This is a genomic window from Burkholderia sp. AU30280, assembly GCF_020420125.1.
GTDB lineage: Bacteria > Pseudomonadota > Gammaproteobacteria > Burkholderiales > Burkholderiaceae > Burkholderia.
In genome coordinates this window covers 123,929-137,424 of sequence record NZ_JAIZRY010000012.1, presented here as the reverse complement: position 1 = coordinate 137,424, position 13,496 = coordinate 123,929, and the positions used below count along the sequence as shown (strand labels likewise).

At 68.9% G+C, this 13,496-nt stretch carries 10 protein-coding genes; 5 read left to right on the top strand and 5 right to left on the bottom strand.

Annotated elements, in window-relative coordinates:
• Window positions 1-25 precede the first annotated feature (25 nt).
• From gcvP to LGN17_RS25865, 3 genes are all read left to right on the top strand, one after another.
• Window positions 26-2,953: an aminomethyl-transferring glycine dehydrogenase gene (gene gcvP / locus LGN17_RS25875; RefSeq protein ID WP_226199254.1), complete on the top strand. Its 2,928-nt coding sequence runs from the start codon at window positions 26-28 to the stop codon at window positions 2,951-2,953.
• 150 nt (window positions 2,954-3,103) lie between these two features.
• Window positions 3,104-4,246, top strand: coding sequence for an alginate lyase family protein (locus LGN17_RS25870; RefSeq protein WP_226199252.1), 1,143 nt, complete (start codon window positions 3,104-3,106; stop codon window positions 4,244-4,246).
• A 30-nt stretch (window positions 4,247-4,276) separates the two neighbouring features.
• The gene (locus LGN17_RS25865) at window positions 4,277-5,665 is read left to right on the top strand and encodes an L-serine ammonia-lyase (protein WP_175956720.1); all 1,389 of its coding nucleotides are present in this window, start codon (window positions 4,277-4,279) and stop codon (window positions 5,663-5,665) included.
• 67 nt (window positions 5,666-5,732) lie between these two features.
• On the opposite strand, the gene LGN17_RS25860 is transcribed toward LGN17_RS25865, so the two are convergent.
• Entirely contained in the window at window positions 5,733-6,134 is a 402-nt protein-coding gene (locus tag LGN17_RS25860; RefSeq protein ID WP_226199250.1) for a type II toxin-antitoxin system VapC family toxin, read from the bottom strand.
• A complete protein-coding gene (gene vapB, locus LGN17_RS25855; protein ID WP_175956716.1) occupies window positions 6,134-6,370 on the bottom strand; it encodes a type II toxin-antitoxin system VapB family antitoxin in 237 nt (78 codons plus the stop codon). The genes LGN17_RS25860 and vapB overlap by 1 nt, the downstream gene beginning before the upstream one ends.
• A gap of 326 nt (window positions 6,371-6,696) precedes the next feature.
• Between vapB and LGN17_RS25850 the strand changes: the two genes are divergently transcribed.
• Window positions 6,697-8,400, top strand: coding sequence for a thiamine pyrophosphate-binding protein (locus LGN17_RS25850; RefSeq protein ID WP_226199248.1), 1,704 nt, complete (start codon window positions 6,697-6,699; stop codon window positions 8,398-8,400).
• A complete protein-coding gene (locus LGN17_RS25845) occupies window positions 8,397-9,491 on the top strand; it encodes a glycosyltransferase family 9 protein (protein ID WP_226199246.1) in 1,095 nt (364 codons plus the stop codon). Before LGN17_RS25850 ends, LGN17_RS25845 begins: the two co-directional genes overlap by 4 nt.
• Before the next feature lie 254 nt (window positions 9,492-9,745).
• On the opposite strand, the gene LGN17_RS25840 is transcribed toward LGN17_RS25845, so the two are convergent.
• The 3 genes from LGN17_RS25840 to LGN17_RS25830 all read right to left on the bottom strand — a co-directional run bounded on the left by LGN17_RS25840 (window position 9,746) and on the right by LGN17_RS25830 (window position 13,393).
• Window positions 9,746-10,780 carry a helix-turn-helix domain-containing protein gene (locus LGN17_RS25840; RefSeq protein ID WP_226199244.1) on the bottom strand — a complete coding sequence of 345 codons (1,035 nt, stop codon included), beginning with the start codon at window positions 10,778-10,780 and terminating at the stop codon, window positions 9,746-9,748.
• Window positions 10,781-10,996: 216 nt separating this feature from the next.
• Complete coding sequence (locus LGN17_RS25835) at window positions 10,997-11,551, bottom strand: hypothetical protein (protein ID WP_226199243.1); 555 nt, start codon at window positions 11,549-11,551, stop codon at window positions 10,997-10,999.
• 315 nt (window positions 11,552-11,866) lie between these two features.
• Window positions 11,867-13,393, bottom strand: coding sequence for an aldehyde dehydrogenase family protein (locus LGN17_RS25830; protein WP_175956696.1), 1,527 nt, complete (start codon window positions 13,391-13,393; stop codon window positions 11,867-11,869).
• Window positions 13,394-13,496: the final 103 nt, after the last annotated feature.

Genomic DNA, 13,496 nt, shown 5'->3' with positions numbered 1-13,496 from the left:
TCCCGCGCGGGACCAGAGTCACGCCATGAAGCTCGAACACCCGGACCGCCTGATGAACCGCACGCCCCTCTCGCTCGCCGCGCTCGAAACGCACGACGCGTTCGCCGAACGCCATATCGGCCCCGACGCCGCCAGCCAGCAGGCCATGCTCGACACGCTGGGCTTCGCGTCGCGCGCCGCCCTGATCGACGCCGTGATCCCGGCCTCGATCCGTCGCGCCGAAACGCTGCCGCTCGGCCCGTTCGCGCAGCCGAAGAGCGAGGCCGAAGCCCTCGCCGCACTGCGGGTTCTCGCGGACAAGAACCAGGTGTTCCGCTCGTATATCGGTCAGGGTTACCACGACACGCACACGCCGGCCGTCATCCTGCGCAACGTGCTCGAAAACCCGGCGTGGTACACGGCCTACACGCCGTACCAGCCCGAAATTTCCCAGGGCCGCCTCGAGGCGCTCCTGAACTTCCAGCAGATGGTGGCCGACCTCACGGGCCTCGCGATCTCGAACGCGTCGCTGCTCGATGAAGCCACCGCCGCCGCCGAAGCCATGACGCTGCTGCAGCGCACCGGCAAGCCGGCGTCGAACGTGTTCTACGTCGCCGACGACGTGCTGCCGCAAACGCTCGAAGTGATCCGCACACGCGCGCTGCCGGTCGGCATCGAGGTCAAGACGGGCCCGGCCGCCGACGCGGCACAGTCGAATGCATTCGGCGTGCTGCTGCAGTACCCGGGCGTGAACGGCGACGTGCGCGACTACCGCGCGCTCACCGAAGCGATCCACGCGGCCGGCGGCCACGTGGTCGTCGCGGCCGACCTGCTGGCCCTCACCGTGCTGACGCCGCCTGGCGACTGGGGCGCGGACGTCGCGATCGGCAACACGCAGCGCTTCGGCGTGCCGATGGGCTTCGGCGGCCCGCACGCCGCGTATCTCGCGGTGCGCGACGAATTCAAGCGCCAGATGCCGGGCCGCCTCGTCGGCGTGACGGTCGACGCGCAGGGCAAGCCCGCGCTGCGCCTCGCGCTGCAAACCCGCGAACAGCACATCCGCCGCGAGAAGGCCACGTCGAACGTGTGTACCGCGCAGGCGCTGCTCGCGATCATGGCCAGCATGTACGCGGTCTACCACGGCCCGCACGGCCTGAAGACGATCGCGCTGCGCGTGAACCGCATCGCGGCGCTGCTCGCCGCCGGCGTGAAGCAGCTCGGCTTCGCGACCGTCAACGACACGTTCTTCGACACGCTGACGATCGACACCGGCGCGCGCACCGCGCAGGTTCACGAATTCGCGAAGGCAAAGCGCATCAACCTGCGCCGCGTAAGCGCCACGCAAGTCGGCGTGTCGGTCGACGAAACGACGACGCGTGACGATCTCGCCGATCTCCTCGCCGTGTTCGCGCAAGCCGCGGGCGGCACCGCGCCGGCCGTCGACGCGCTGGACGCGGGCCTCGCCGGCGTCGCCGCGCTGCCGGCCGGCCTCGAGCGCACGAGCGCGTACCTGACGCACCACGTGTTCAACCGCCACCATTCCGAAACCGAAATGCTGCGCTACCTGCGCAGCCTGTCGGACAAGGACCTCGCGCTCGACCGCTCGATGATCCCGCTCGGCTCGTGCACGATGAAGCTGAACGCGACGTCGGAAATGCTGCCGGTCACGTGGCCCGAATTCGGCCGGATCCATCCGTTCGCACCGGCCGAGCAGACCGTCGGCTACCGCGAGATGATCGACCAGCTCGAGCAGATGCTCGTCGCGGCCACCGGCTACGCGGCCGTGTCGCTGCAGCCGAACGCGGGCTCGCAGGGCGAGTACGCGGGCCTGCTGATCATCCACGCCTACCACGCATCGCGCGGCGAAGCGCACCGCGACGTATGCCTGATCCCGGCGTCCGCGCACGGCACGAACCCGGCGTCCGCACACATGGCCGGCATGAACGTCGTGGTCGTTGCATGCGACGCGCAAGGCAACGTCGACATCGCCGACCTGAAGGCGAAGGCCGACGAGCATTCGAAGGATCTCGCGGCGATCATGATCACGTATCCGTCGACGCACGGCGTGTTCGAGCAGAACGTGCGCGAGATCTGCGAGATCGTCCATGCGCACGGCGGCCAGGTGTACGTCGACGGCGCGAACATGAACGCGATGGTCGGCCTGACCGCGCCGGGCCAGTTCGGCGGCGACGTGTCGCACCTGAACCTGCACAAGACTTTCTGCATCCCGCACGGCGGCGGCGGCCCGGGTGTCGGCCCGGTCGCGGTCGGCGCGCACCTTGCGAAATTCCTGCCGAACCAGCGTTCGACCGGCTACACGCGCGGCGAAGACGGCATCGGCGCGGTATCGGCCGCGCCGTACGGCTCGGCGTCGATCCTGCCGATCTCGTGGATGTACATCGCGATGATGGGCGCGAAGAACCTGACCGCCGCGACGGAAACCGCGATCCTCAACGCGAACTACATCGCGAAGCGCCTCGCGCCGCACTACCCGGTGCTGTATTCGGGCCCGGGCGGACTGGTTGCGCACGAGTGCATTCTCGACCTGCGTCCGATCAAGGAATCGAGCGGCATCACCGTCGACGACGTCGCGAAGCGCCTGATGGACTACGGCTTCCACGCGCCGACGATGAGCTTCCCGGTGCCGGGCACGCTGATGGTCGAGCCGACCGAATCGGAATCGCAGGAAGAACTCGACCGCTTCATCGCCGCGATGATCGCGATCCGCGACGAAATCCGCGCGGTCGAGGAAGGCCGCGCCGACCGCGAGGACAACCCGCTGCGTCACGCACCGCACACGGCAGCCGTCGTCACCGCGAACGAATGGCCGCACGCGTACTCGCGCGAGCAGGCTGCGTACCCGGTCGCGTCGCTCGGCACGAACAAGTACTGGCCGCCGGTCGGCCGCGCGGACAACGTCTACGGCGACCGCAACCTGTTCTGCTCGTGCGTGCCGATGTCGGAATACGCATAACGCGCGTCAGGCCAGGAGCCGCCAGATGGTGACCGCACCGCACGCAACCGGGGTTGCGTGCGGTTTTTGCATTCGCCGCCCGAACCGGTGCGCGTTCGCCCGCCAATCCGGCTAACATCACACGCGATCCAGCCAATGAAGGAGTTCCGCATGGTGCGTCCGATGTTTCCGGGCCAGGGTGCAATGCAGAGCCGGCCGCGCACGCGCGCACGCCGGTTCGCGCCGCTGCTCGTCGCGTCGCTGTCGTTTGCCGCCGCCGGCCTTGGCGCGTCCGGCAGCGCGCGCGCGGCGATGAATTTCTGCGCGGCGCCGGCACTGCAGGCGAGCGAGACGACCCAGGCCGAGCCGGGCGTCCAGGCGCTGATCCGCAGCGTCGACGCGCGCATCGGCGAGCAGCCGAAGGCCATGCCGCGCGTGCACACCGAGGGCACGCTGCCGCACGAAGGCATCTACGACCAGAGCGTCGACGCGCTGAAGGATCTCGACCTGATGCGCGACGCCGCGCTCGCGTGGCGCGTGACGAACGCGCCGCGCTACCTGCAGCTCGTCGACCGCTTTCTTTCCGCCTGGGTCGCGACCTACCAGCCGAGCTTCAACCCGATCGACGAGACGCGCTTCGACAGCCTGATCGTCGCGTACGACATGACCGCGAGCGCGCTGCCGGTGAAGACCCGCAACGCGACGGCCGCGTTCATCGCGAAGCTCGGCGCCGGCTATGTCGCACAGATCGACGCGCAGAAGCGCCCGCTCACCGGCACCTGGCGCAACAATTGGCAAAGCCACCGGATCAAGCTGATCGCGCTGTCCGCGTTCACGCTCGGCGACCGCAAGATGATGAACGCCGCGCAGCGGCTGTTCGTCGAGCATCTTGCCGACAACATCGGCCCGGACGGCAAGACGTGGGACTTCGAGGAACGCGATGCGCTGCACTATGCGGTGTACGACCTGCAGCCGCTGGTGACCGCCGCGCTCGCCGCGCGCCGCTTCAACCGCAACTGGCTGCGCGAGCGCGGCGCGAACGGCGCGACGCTCGCGGCCGCGCTCGACTGGCTCGTGCCGTACGCGCTCGGCGAGAAGACGCACGAGGAATTCGTGAATTCGCCGGTGCCGTTCGACGCGAAGCGCCGCGAAGCCGGCCTGCCGGGCTACACGGGGCAGTGGGACCCGAAAAACGCCACCGAACTCTTTCATCTGGCCGCGCGGCTCGACGGGCGCTATGCCCGCGTCGCGCAGCAGCTTTCCCCAACGCCGCCCGCATGGCTCGCCGCGTGCCTGCCATTGCAGGCGCGCTAGCACTACTCTTAAAGCAAGGCAGAAATCAACATGGCAGTCAGCGTCTTTGACCTCTTCAAGATCGGTATCGGTCCATCCAGTTCGCATACGGTCGGGCCGATGCGCGCGGCGCTGATGTTCGTCCAGGGCCTCGAGCGCGACGGGCTGCTCGACGCAACGGCCCACGTGAAGGTCGAGCTGTACGGCTCGCTCGGCGCGACCGGCAAGGGCCACGGCACCGATCGCGGCGTGATGCTCGGCCTGCTCGGCGACGCGCCCGACACCGTCGATCCCGACACGATCGACGCGCGGCTGGAAGACGTCCGTAAATCGAAGCAGCTCGCGCTGCTCGGCACGCATCCGGTGCCGTTCGTGCTGAAGGAGAACATCGCGTTCTACCGCCAGGCGCTACCCGAGCACCCGAACGGGATGAAACTGCGCGCGTCCGACGCGAGCGGCGCGGTGCTGGTCGAGCGCACCTACCTGTCGGTCGGCGGCGGCTTCGTCGTGACGGCCGGCGCACCGAACACGAAGGTGCTGAGCGCGGCCGAGCAGATGACGCACCCGTTCCGCACCGGCGCCGAGCTGCTCGCGCTGACCGAGTCGACCGGCAAGTCGATCGCGCAGCTGATGTGGGAAAACGAGCGCGCGTGGCACACCGAGGAAGAGACGCGCGACGGCCTGCTGAAGATCTGGGCCGTGATGCAGTCGTGCGTGTCGCGCGGCTGCGGGATCGGTAACCCGGAAGCCGACGGCAACCTGCCCGGCCCGTTCCAGGTCAAGCGCCGCGCGCCGCAGCTGTACCGCACGTTGACGGGCAGCCCGGAACGCGCGCTGCAGGATCCGCTGTCGATGATCGACTGGATCAACCTGTACGCGATCGCGGTCAACGAGGAAAACGCGGCCGGCGGCCGCGTCGTCACCGCGCCGACCAACGGCGCGGCCGGCATCATCCCGGCCGTGCTGCACTACTACACGCGCTTCACGCCCGGTGCGAACGAACAGGGCGTGATCGACTTCCTGCTGACGGCCGCCGCGATCGGCATTCTTTACAAGCTGAACGCGTCGATCTCCGGTGCGGAAGTGGGCTGCCAGGGCGAGGTGGGCGTCGCGTGCTCGATGGCGGCCGGCGCACTCGCGGCCGTGCTCGGCGGCACGCCGCAGCAGGTCGAGAACGCGGCCGAGATCGGGATGGAACACAACCTCGGCCTCACCTGCGACCCGGTGGGCGGGATGGTGCAGATCCCGTGCATCGAGCGCAACGCGATGGCGTCGGTGAAGGCCGTCAACGCGGCGCGCATGGCGCTGCGCGGCGACGGCTCGCACTACGTGTCGCTCGACTCCGTGATCAAGACGATGCGCGAGACGGGCGCCGACATGAAGACGAAGTACAAGGAAACGTCGCGCGGCGGGCTCGCGGTGAATATCGTCGAGTGCTGATGCCGGCGCCGGCGGCCATGCGGGGCGGATCGATATCCCGCAAGGCCGCCGGGCACGGTCCCGGACACTACTCGTTCAGCCAGTTCTCCAGTCGCAACCCCGGATAGCTGACGAAATCCCGCTCGTTGTTGGTGACGAGGGCGACATCGAGCGACACCGCATGCGCGGCGATCAGCTTGTCGAGGTGGTCCTTCTTCCGCTCGCGCGTTGCGTCGCGGACCGGACCATACGCGTGCGCAGCCGCGACGTCGAAAGGCGCGACGGGAATATCCTCGATCAATGCGGCGAGGTTGCGACGCTCCCGCGCGGGATTCGCACATGCGGTCACGCCGTACTCGAGTTCGGCATAAGTGATCGCCGACATGACGACGTCGCCGGTGTAGCACTGCGCAAAACGTTTCGCCACCTGCTCCGGCTGATTTTTCATCAGATAGATGCACATGTTGGTGTCGAGCATGTAGCGCGGCATCACAAACCCTCGCGTTCGGCCTGCTCATGCTCGCCACGCCCTTCGGTCATGAAGTCCGGCCCGAATTTCGCGAATTTCTCGAGTACCCGAGTCAGGGGTCGCCGCATCGGCCGAATGCGGATTTCGTCACCGACGCGCTCGATTTCCAGCTCGATATCGCTGCGTTCATAGGCAAGGTCCGCAGGAATGCGCACGGCCTGCGAGTTGCCGTTCCGAAATACCCTCGTGGTGTGCATGTCGATCTCCGCCCGGATGTACAGTGTATGTACATTACATGAGGCGGGCCGAGATGTAAATCCATGTGTGTACATAAGCCTCCCGATGGCGGTCTGCCCGACGCGTCGACATCAACCCGCCGCTGAAGGTCGACATGCCGACTCAGCGTCCGGCTCAATATCCGTATAGCGCGTACTTTTCATCGTCGCGCCAACGAGCACAAGCTGGCCGTTCGGCCAACCGAAGCCGGCGCGCACGCGCCGAACCGCCCCGCGTTCCGACACTTTTCACCGCCCCACCGACAGGCGTAAGCTGTACGTCCCGCTACCCAGGGAGACGGCAGCCCATGTCGCATTCCAAGGATCTCGAGCAGCCCGCCACCACCGGCGCGCGACTGCTCGTCGATGCGTTGCTCGCCAATCACGTCGAACGCGTGTTCTGCGTGCCGGGCGAGAGTTTCCTCGCCGTACTCGATGCGCTGGCGGACGACACCGCCCGCATCCAGACGATCGTCTGCCGCCACGAGGCGGCCGCCGCGAACATGGCCGAGGCCGTCGGCAAGCTGACCGGCCGCCCCGGCATCGCGTTCGTCACGCGCGGGCCCGGCGCGACGCATGCGTCGATCGGCGTGCACACCGCGTTCCAGGATTCGACGCCGATGATCCTGTTCGTCGGCCAGTGCGCACGCGAGCACCTCGACCGCGAAGCCTTCCAGGAAATCGACTACCGCCGGATGTTCGGCCAGATGGCGAAATGGGTCGCGCAGATCGACGATCCGCGCCGCATTCCCGAATACCTGAGCCATGCGTTCCACGTCGCGATGTCCGGCCGTCCCGGCCCGGTCGTGCTCGCATTGCCCGAAGACGTGCTGTCCGAAGCGTGCGCGCCGCAGCCCGTCGTGCCGGCCGCGAAACGCGTCGCGGCCGCACCGTCGGCCGCGCAACTCGACGAACTGCGCGAGCGGCTCGCGCGCGCGGAACGGCCGCTTGCGATCGTCGGCGGCAGCGGCTGGACACCCGACGCGTGCGCGAACCTGCGCACCTTCGTCGAGCGCTGGCAATTGCCGGTCGCGTGCGCGTTCCGCTACCAGGACACGATCGACAACGCGCACCCGAACTATGCGGGCGACGTCGGGCTCGGGATCAACCCCGCGCTCGCGAAGCGCATCCGCGACGCCGACCTGCTGCTCGTGATCGGGCCGCGCCTCGGCGAAGCGACGACGGGCGGCTACACGCTGCTCGACATCCCGAAGACGCGCCAGACGCTGATCCACGTGCACCAGGGCGCGGACGAGCTTGGCCGCGTGTATGCGGCCGACCTGCCGATCGTGTCGGGCATGCCCGAAATCGCCGCGCCGCTCGCCGCGCTCGAGGCGCCCGAGCACCCCGCCTGGGCAGGCACCGCCGCCGACGCGCACCGCGCGTATCGCGAATGGCATGCGCCGCTGCCGATGCCCGGCGACGTCCAGCTCGGCGACGTGATGGTGCAGTTGCGCGAGCGCCTGCCGCACGACGCGATCCTCACCAACGGCGCCGGCAACTATGCGATCTGGCTGCATCGCCACTTCGCGTACCGGCACTTCCGCTCGCAGCTCGCGCCGACGAGCGGCGCGATGGGCTACGGCGTGCCGGCTGCGCTTGCCGCGAAGTCGCTGTACCCGTCGCGCGCCGTCGTCGCGCTCGCGGGCGACGGCTGCTTCATGATGGCCGGCAACGAGCTCGCGACCGCGATGCAGTACGGGCTGAACATCGTCGTGATCGTCGTCAACAACGGGCATTTCGGCACGATCCGCATGCATCAGGAGCGCAACTACCCGGGACGCGTGCATGGCACGGGGCTCACGAATCCCGATTTCGCCGCGTATGCGCGCGCGTTCGGCGCGCATGGCGAGACCGTCGAGCGCACCGCCGATTTTGCGCCCGCGCTCGAACGGGCGATGACCTGCGGGCTGCCCGCACTGATCGAAATCCGCATCCCTCAGGACGCCAGCACGCCGGCCGCAACACTCGAGCAGATCCGCGAACAGGGCCGCCGCGCGCGCGGCGGATGAAGGTGGACACGCACGCGCCGCCCGACGTCGCGCTGTCGCACGACGACGCACTCGCGCTCCCCGGCACGCTGCTCGCACCGGACGGCACGTTCGTCGCGCCTTACGACCTCGAGCACGGCGGCGCGCGCGCCGTCGGCCACGTGCCGGCCACGGCCGCACGCGGGCTGCTGCACGCCGCGCACCGGCCGTTCCGGCTCGACTACGACAGCGCACGGCACGTGCACGTGATCAACGGGATGGGCGTCACGCTCGGCGACTCGGTGATCGGGCTCACCGCCCTCGCCGCGCTGCGCGCCGTGCACCCCGGCCTGCGCTTCACGCTGTACCGGCCAGCCCGCGCGCCGCGCTATGTCGACGCGCTGTATGCACTCGCGGCCGACATCGTCGCGCCGTCGCGCACCCTGCCGCACCCCGCCGACGCGCTGCTGGCGGACGCGCCGTGCATCGACGTCGGCAATCACCTGTACTGGCCCGCGTTCGCGCGGCTGCCGATGATCGATTTCTTCCTCGACGCGCTCGGCGTCGAGCCCGCGTCGGTGCCGGCAGCGGCCAAGCGCAACCGCTGGCTCGCGCGGCTGCCGCTGCCTGCGTTGCCTGCGCCATGGCAGCGCCCGTACGTGCTGTTCTGTCCGACCGCGAGCACCGCATTGCGTAGCGTGCCGCCCGCACTGCGGGCAACGTTCGTCGAGCAGCTCGCGCAACGCTACGGATTGCCGGTGGCCGGGTTCGGGCCCGTCGCGCATCCCGCCTATGTCGACGTGAGCGCCGATGCGGCCGACGATACGGCCCGGTTCATCGCATGGGTCAAGGGTGCCAGCCTGCTGTTCACGCCCGACACGGCCGCGCTGCATCTCGCCGACGGCTTCGACGTGCCGACGCTCGCATGCTTCACGACGATCGGGCCGGCGCTGCGCGTGCGCGACTATCCGCATTGCGTGCCGGTCGCGCTCGACGTGCCCGCCGAATTGCGCGGGCTGCATCGCAGCGAGCGCCCGGCCGATCTCGCGACGGTCGAGGCGGCCTATCGCGCGATCGATTGGGATGCTGTGGCGTGGCCCGCGCCGCGCGAGGCGGCGGCTACGGCCGATTAGGGAAGCAGGGTGCGGCGGCCAGCGGCGACGCCGAAAACGCGCTGTGCGTCCGCGCCGCCTGAGCCTGAGCCTGAGCCTGAGCCTGAGCCTGAGCCTGAGCCTGAGCCAGAGCCTGAGCCTGAGCCTGAGCCTGAGCCTGAGCCTGAGCCAGAGCCAGAGCCTGAGCCTGAGCCTGAGCCAGAGCCAGTGCCAGTGCCAGTGCCAGTGCCAAAGTCTGCGTCGAAACCGGAGCCGCTTCGACTACCGCCCCACCCTCACCCCACCGTCACCATCGCTGCGCGATCGCGCAGCGTCTCCGACGGCCGCTTGCCGAACAGCCGCCGGTAATCGGTCGCGAACTGGCTGAGGTGCCAGAAGCCCCATGCCTCCGCCACGTCCTGCACCGAACCGGCCGCTCGGCCGCACAGGTCACGCCGCGCACCGTTCAGCCGCAGCGTGCGCAGGTAGGTGGCTGGCGCCATGCCGAGCACGTCCTGGAAACAGTACTGCAGCGTGCGCCGGCTCACGTGCAACTGCTCGCACAGCTCGGGCACGCCAACCGGGCGCGTACGGTGCGCGAGCACGTACTCGCGTGCCTGGTCGACGATCCAGCGCCGCATCGATGGCGCGCGGCCGGCGTCGTCGTCGGCCGGTTGCGCACACGCATCGAACAGCGCGGCCAGCACCTCGGCCTGCAGGTCGTCGCGCTGCGCATCGGCCAGCGGGCCGGCCATCGCCACCGCACCATCGAGCCGGCGGCCGAGCAGCGCGCACAGGCGCGCGAGCCGCGCATCGCCGACCTGCATCACGCGCTGCGTGAACAGCCGCTCGTCGAGCGCGCGGCGCTCGACCTCCTCCGCATAGCGGCGCAGCACGTCGCCGCGCACGACGACACCGTAGATCGAGAACTGCGCGGGCGTCACCAGTTCGAACTCGACGTTGCCGGGCCGGAACGCAAGCGCACCCGGCCCGATGCGGCACGCATCGACGCGCGCGGTGCCGTCGCACACGAGCGGGATGCCGAACCAGTACGCATCGCCGCGCACCTCGCACGCCTGGCGCAGCAGGTGGCTCGTCGATTCGCGAAACAGCTTCATCGTGTCGAGCGGCAGCTCGGTCAGCGTGCCGACGAAGCGGCCAGCCGCGAGCTGGTCGTAGGTCTGCCGCCAGCCGACCAGGTTGCGCGCCTGCTCGTCGGCGTCGTGCGCCACGCTGACGACCGCCTGCCCGGCCAGCGCATCGTCGCCCTGCGCGTTGCGCCGCGTGTCTTCGGCCGTCGGTTCTTCGCTGCACGCCACGTGTTGATCCATCGTGTCCTCCCTCACCTGCCCGGAACCCCGCCTGTCACGCAAGTCCCGTGCCGAACGATGCACGGCCTGTGCAAAGCCCGTCATTCGAAGCTGCGCGGCCTGCGCGCGCCATGCAGGCGTACCCAAACGCCCTGCCGTACGCACCCCGCCAGTGCGGCACGCGCCACGCCGGCGCACCCGGTGCGCTCCGCCCCGCCGGCGATACGCGACGGCCGGCTAGCCACCGTTCGCGGGCCGCAGCCGCACGACCCGCGTGCCGCAATTGCCGTACGCCTGCGCGACCGCCAACTCGACGATCGCGCTGCCGGCCGGCCACGGCGCCGCGTCCGCATCGGACAGATCCGTACGCAGCGTCGCGCGCCCGTTGATCCGGTAACGGATACCGCGCATGAAGTCGACGAACAGCAACCCGACCCCGTTGCCATCGCACCGCGCAATGTCGCCCCGGCCGTCGTCGCCCTCACCGTACACCGGCAGCACGAAGCGCAGCGTCTTCGTATCGATCACGCGCACGACCGGCAGCAGGTCGCCGTTCGCGTCGCGCCGGCTCTGCACGATATCGCAGGTCACGCCCGCCGGCCCGCCGCAGGCCGTGCCGACGAACATGAACGGCTGCGTCTCGATGAACTGCCGCACACCGATGGTCAGCCGCGTCGTCACGACGTCGCTCATCCGCTCGGCTTCGTCGGCGACGCCGAAGCGGTGGTGCGCGTCGAGTTCACCCGCGTGGAACACGGGATGGCGCGGACGGGATCGGAGCGGTTCTGACATGGGGTTTGACGTCCGGCGCCGGCTCAACGTGCCGCCGCGAGCAAACGGCCATCGGGTTCGTTTCCGTCGAAGGCCGCGGCAATGCTCGGCCGGTGTCGGGTTGCGACTGCGAATGGGCGGAAACGGCAAATCTCCCGATCGCCGGTCGGCCGTGCGGCACACATCCGCGCACCGGTCGTCAGCCAGCCACCGTCGCCCGTCGCGACACGCGTTCGACGACCATCCGGCATCCGACGCTTCGCCGCTGACGCCGAAACTCGGCACCCCGACCGGCCGGCAACCCGCTGCCGGCCGGCCAGGACGCCCGTGCGCGGATCAGAAGAACCCGAGCGCCTCGGCCTGGTAGCTCACCAGCAGGCACTTCGTCTGCTGATAGTTCGACAGCGCCATCTTGTGCGTCTCGCGGCCGATCCCCGACTGCTTGTAGCCGCCGAACGCCGCGTGCGCGGGGTACAGGTGGTAGCAGTTGGTCCACACGCGGCCGGCCTCGACCTCGCGGCCCATCCGGTACGCACGCGTGCCGTTACGCGTCCACACGCCCGCGCCGAGCCCGTAGAACGTGTCGTTCGCGAGCTCGATCGCGTCCTGCTCGTCCTTGAACGTCATCACCGACGCGACCGGCCCGAAGATCTCTTCCTGGAACACGCGCATCTTGTTGTTGCCGAACAGCATCGTCGGCTTCACGTAGTAGCCCGTGCCGAGTTCCGCCGCCGGCGCCGTGCGCTCGCCGCCCGTCAGGCATTGCGCACCTTCGCCGCGGCCGATGTCGATGTACGACAGGATCTTGTCGAGCTGCTGCTGCGATGCCTGCGCGCCGATCATCGTCTGCAGGTCGAGCGGGTGGCCGGCCTTGATGCGCTCGACGCGCGCGACGGCCTTCTCGATGAACTTCTCGTAGATCGATTCCTGGATCAGGATCCGCGACGGGCACGTGCACACTTCGCCCTGGTTCAGCGCGAACATCGCGAGCCCTTCGAGCGCCTTGTCGAGGAACGCGTCGTCCTGGTCGAGCACGTCGGCGAAGAAGATGTTCGGGCTCTTGCCGCCCAGTTCGACCGTCGACGGGATCAGGCTGTCGGCCGCCGCGCGCAGGATGTGCTTGCCGACCGGCGTCGAGCCCGTGAACGCGATCTTCGCGATGCGCTTGCTGGTCGCGAGCGCTTCGCCCGCTTCCTTGCCGAAGCCGTTCACGATGTTGATCGTGCCGGCCGGGAACAGGTCGCCGATCAGCTCCATCAGCACCAGCACCGACGCGGGCGTCTGCTCGGCCGGCTTCATCACCACGCAGCAGCCGGCCGCGAGCGCCGGCGCGAGCTTCCACGCGGCCATCAGCAGCGGGAAGTTCCACGGAATGATCTGGCCGACCACGCCGAGCGGCTCGTGGAAGTGATATGCGACGGTGTTGTCGTCGATTTCGGAGATGCCGCCTTCCTGTGCGCGGATGCAGCCTGCAAAGTAGCGGAAGTGGTCGATCGCGAGCGGCAGGTCGGCCGCCATCGTCTCGCGCAGCGGCTTGCCGTTGTCGATCGTCTCGGCCACGGCCAGCAGCTTCAGGTTCTTTTCCATCCGGTCGGCGGCGGCGAGCAGCAGGTTCGCGCGCTCGGCCACGGACGTCTTGCCCCACTTGCGGCGCGCGGCATGCGCGGCGTCCAGCGCCAGCTCGATGTCGTCGGCACCCGAGCGCGGGATGCGGCAGAACGGCTGGCCGTTGATCGGCGACACGTTCTCGAAGTACTCGCCTTTCACCGGCGGAACCCACTTGCCGCCGATGTAGTTGTCGTATTGCTGACGGTACGGGTATTCGACGTCGAGGCCCAGTTGCTTCAGGTCAAACGGGTTCATACATGTCTCCTGTTCATCGTGCTTGTTTGAGTACAGCGCCGGTTGGAATTGCGCTGCCCTCGTTTACGCAACATGCGTGCCAAACCGGACGGAAACATGGCGC

What these genes read in the sequence shown, in the direction of transcription:
- LGN17_RS25850 (WP_226199248.1), top strand. Translation starts at nt 6,697, where the DNA reads ATGTCGCATTCCAAGGATCTCGAGCAGCCCGCCACCACCGGCGCGCGA.
- LGN17_RS25830 (WP_175956696.1), bottom strand. Translation starts at nt 13,393, where the DNA reads ATGAACCCGTTTGACCTGAAGCAACTGGGCCTCGACGTCGAATACCCG.
- LGN17_RS25840 (WP_226199244.1), bottom strand. Translation starts at nt 10,780, where the DNA reads ATGGATCAACACGTGGCGTGCAGCGAAGAACCGACGGCCGAAGACACG.
- LGN17_RS25870 (WP_226199252.1), top strand. Translation starts at nt 3,104, where the DNA reads ATGGTGCGTCCGATGTTTCCGGGCCAGGGTGCAATGCAGAGCCGGCCG.
- LGN17_RS25865 (WP_175956720.1), top strand. Translation starts at nt 4,277, where the DNA reads ATGGCAGTCAGCGTCTTTGACCTCTTCAAGATCGGTATCGGTCCATCC.
- LGN17_RS25860 (WP_226199250.1), bottom strand. Translation starts at nt 6,134, where the DNA reads ATGCCGCGCTACATGCTCGACACCAACATGTGCATCTATCTGATGAAA.
- LGN17_RS25835 (WP_226199243.1), bottom strand. Translation starts at nt 11,551, where the DNA reads ATGTCAGAACCGCTCCGATCCCGTCCGCGCCATCCCGTGTTCCACGCG.
- LGN17_RS25845 (WP_226199246.1), top strand. Translation starts at nt 8,397, where the DNA reads ATGAAGGTGGACACGCACGCGCCGCCCGACGTCGCGCTGTCGCACGAC.
- vapB (WP_175956716.1), bottom strand. Translation starts at nt 6,370, where the DNA reads ATGCACACCACGAGGGTATTTCGGAACGGCAACTCGCAGGCCGTGCGC.
- gcvP (WP_226199254.1), top strand. Translation starts at nt 26, where the DNA reads ATGAAGCTCGAACACCCGGACCGCCTGATGAACCGCACGCCCCTCTCG.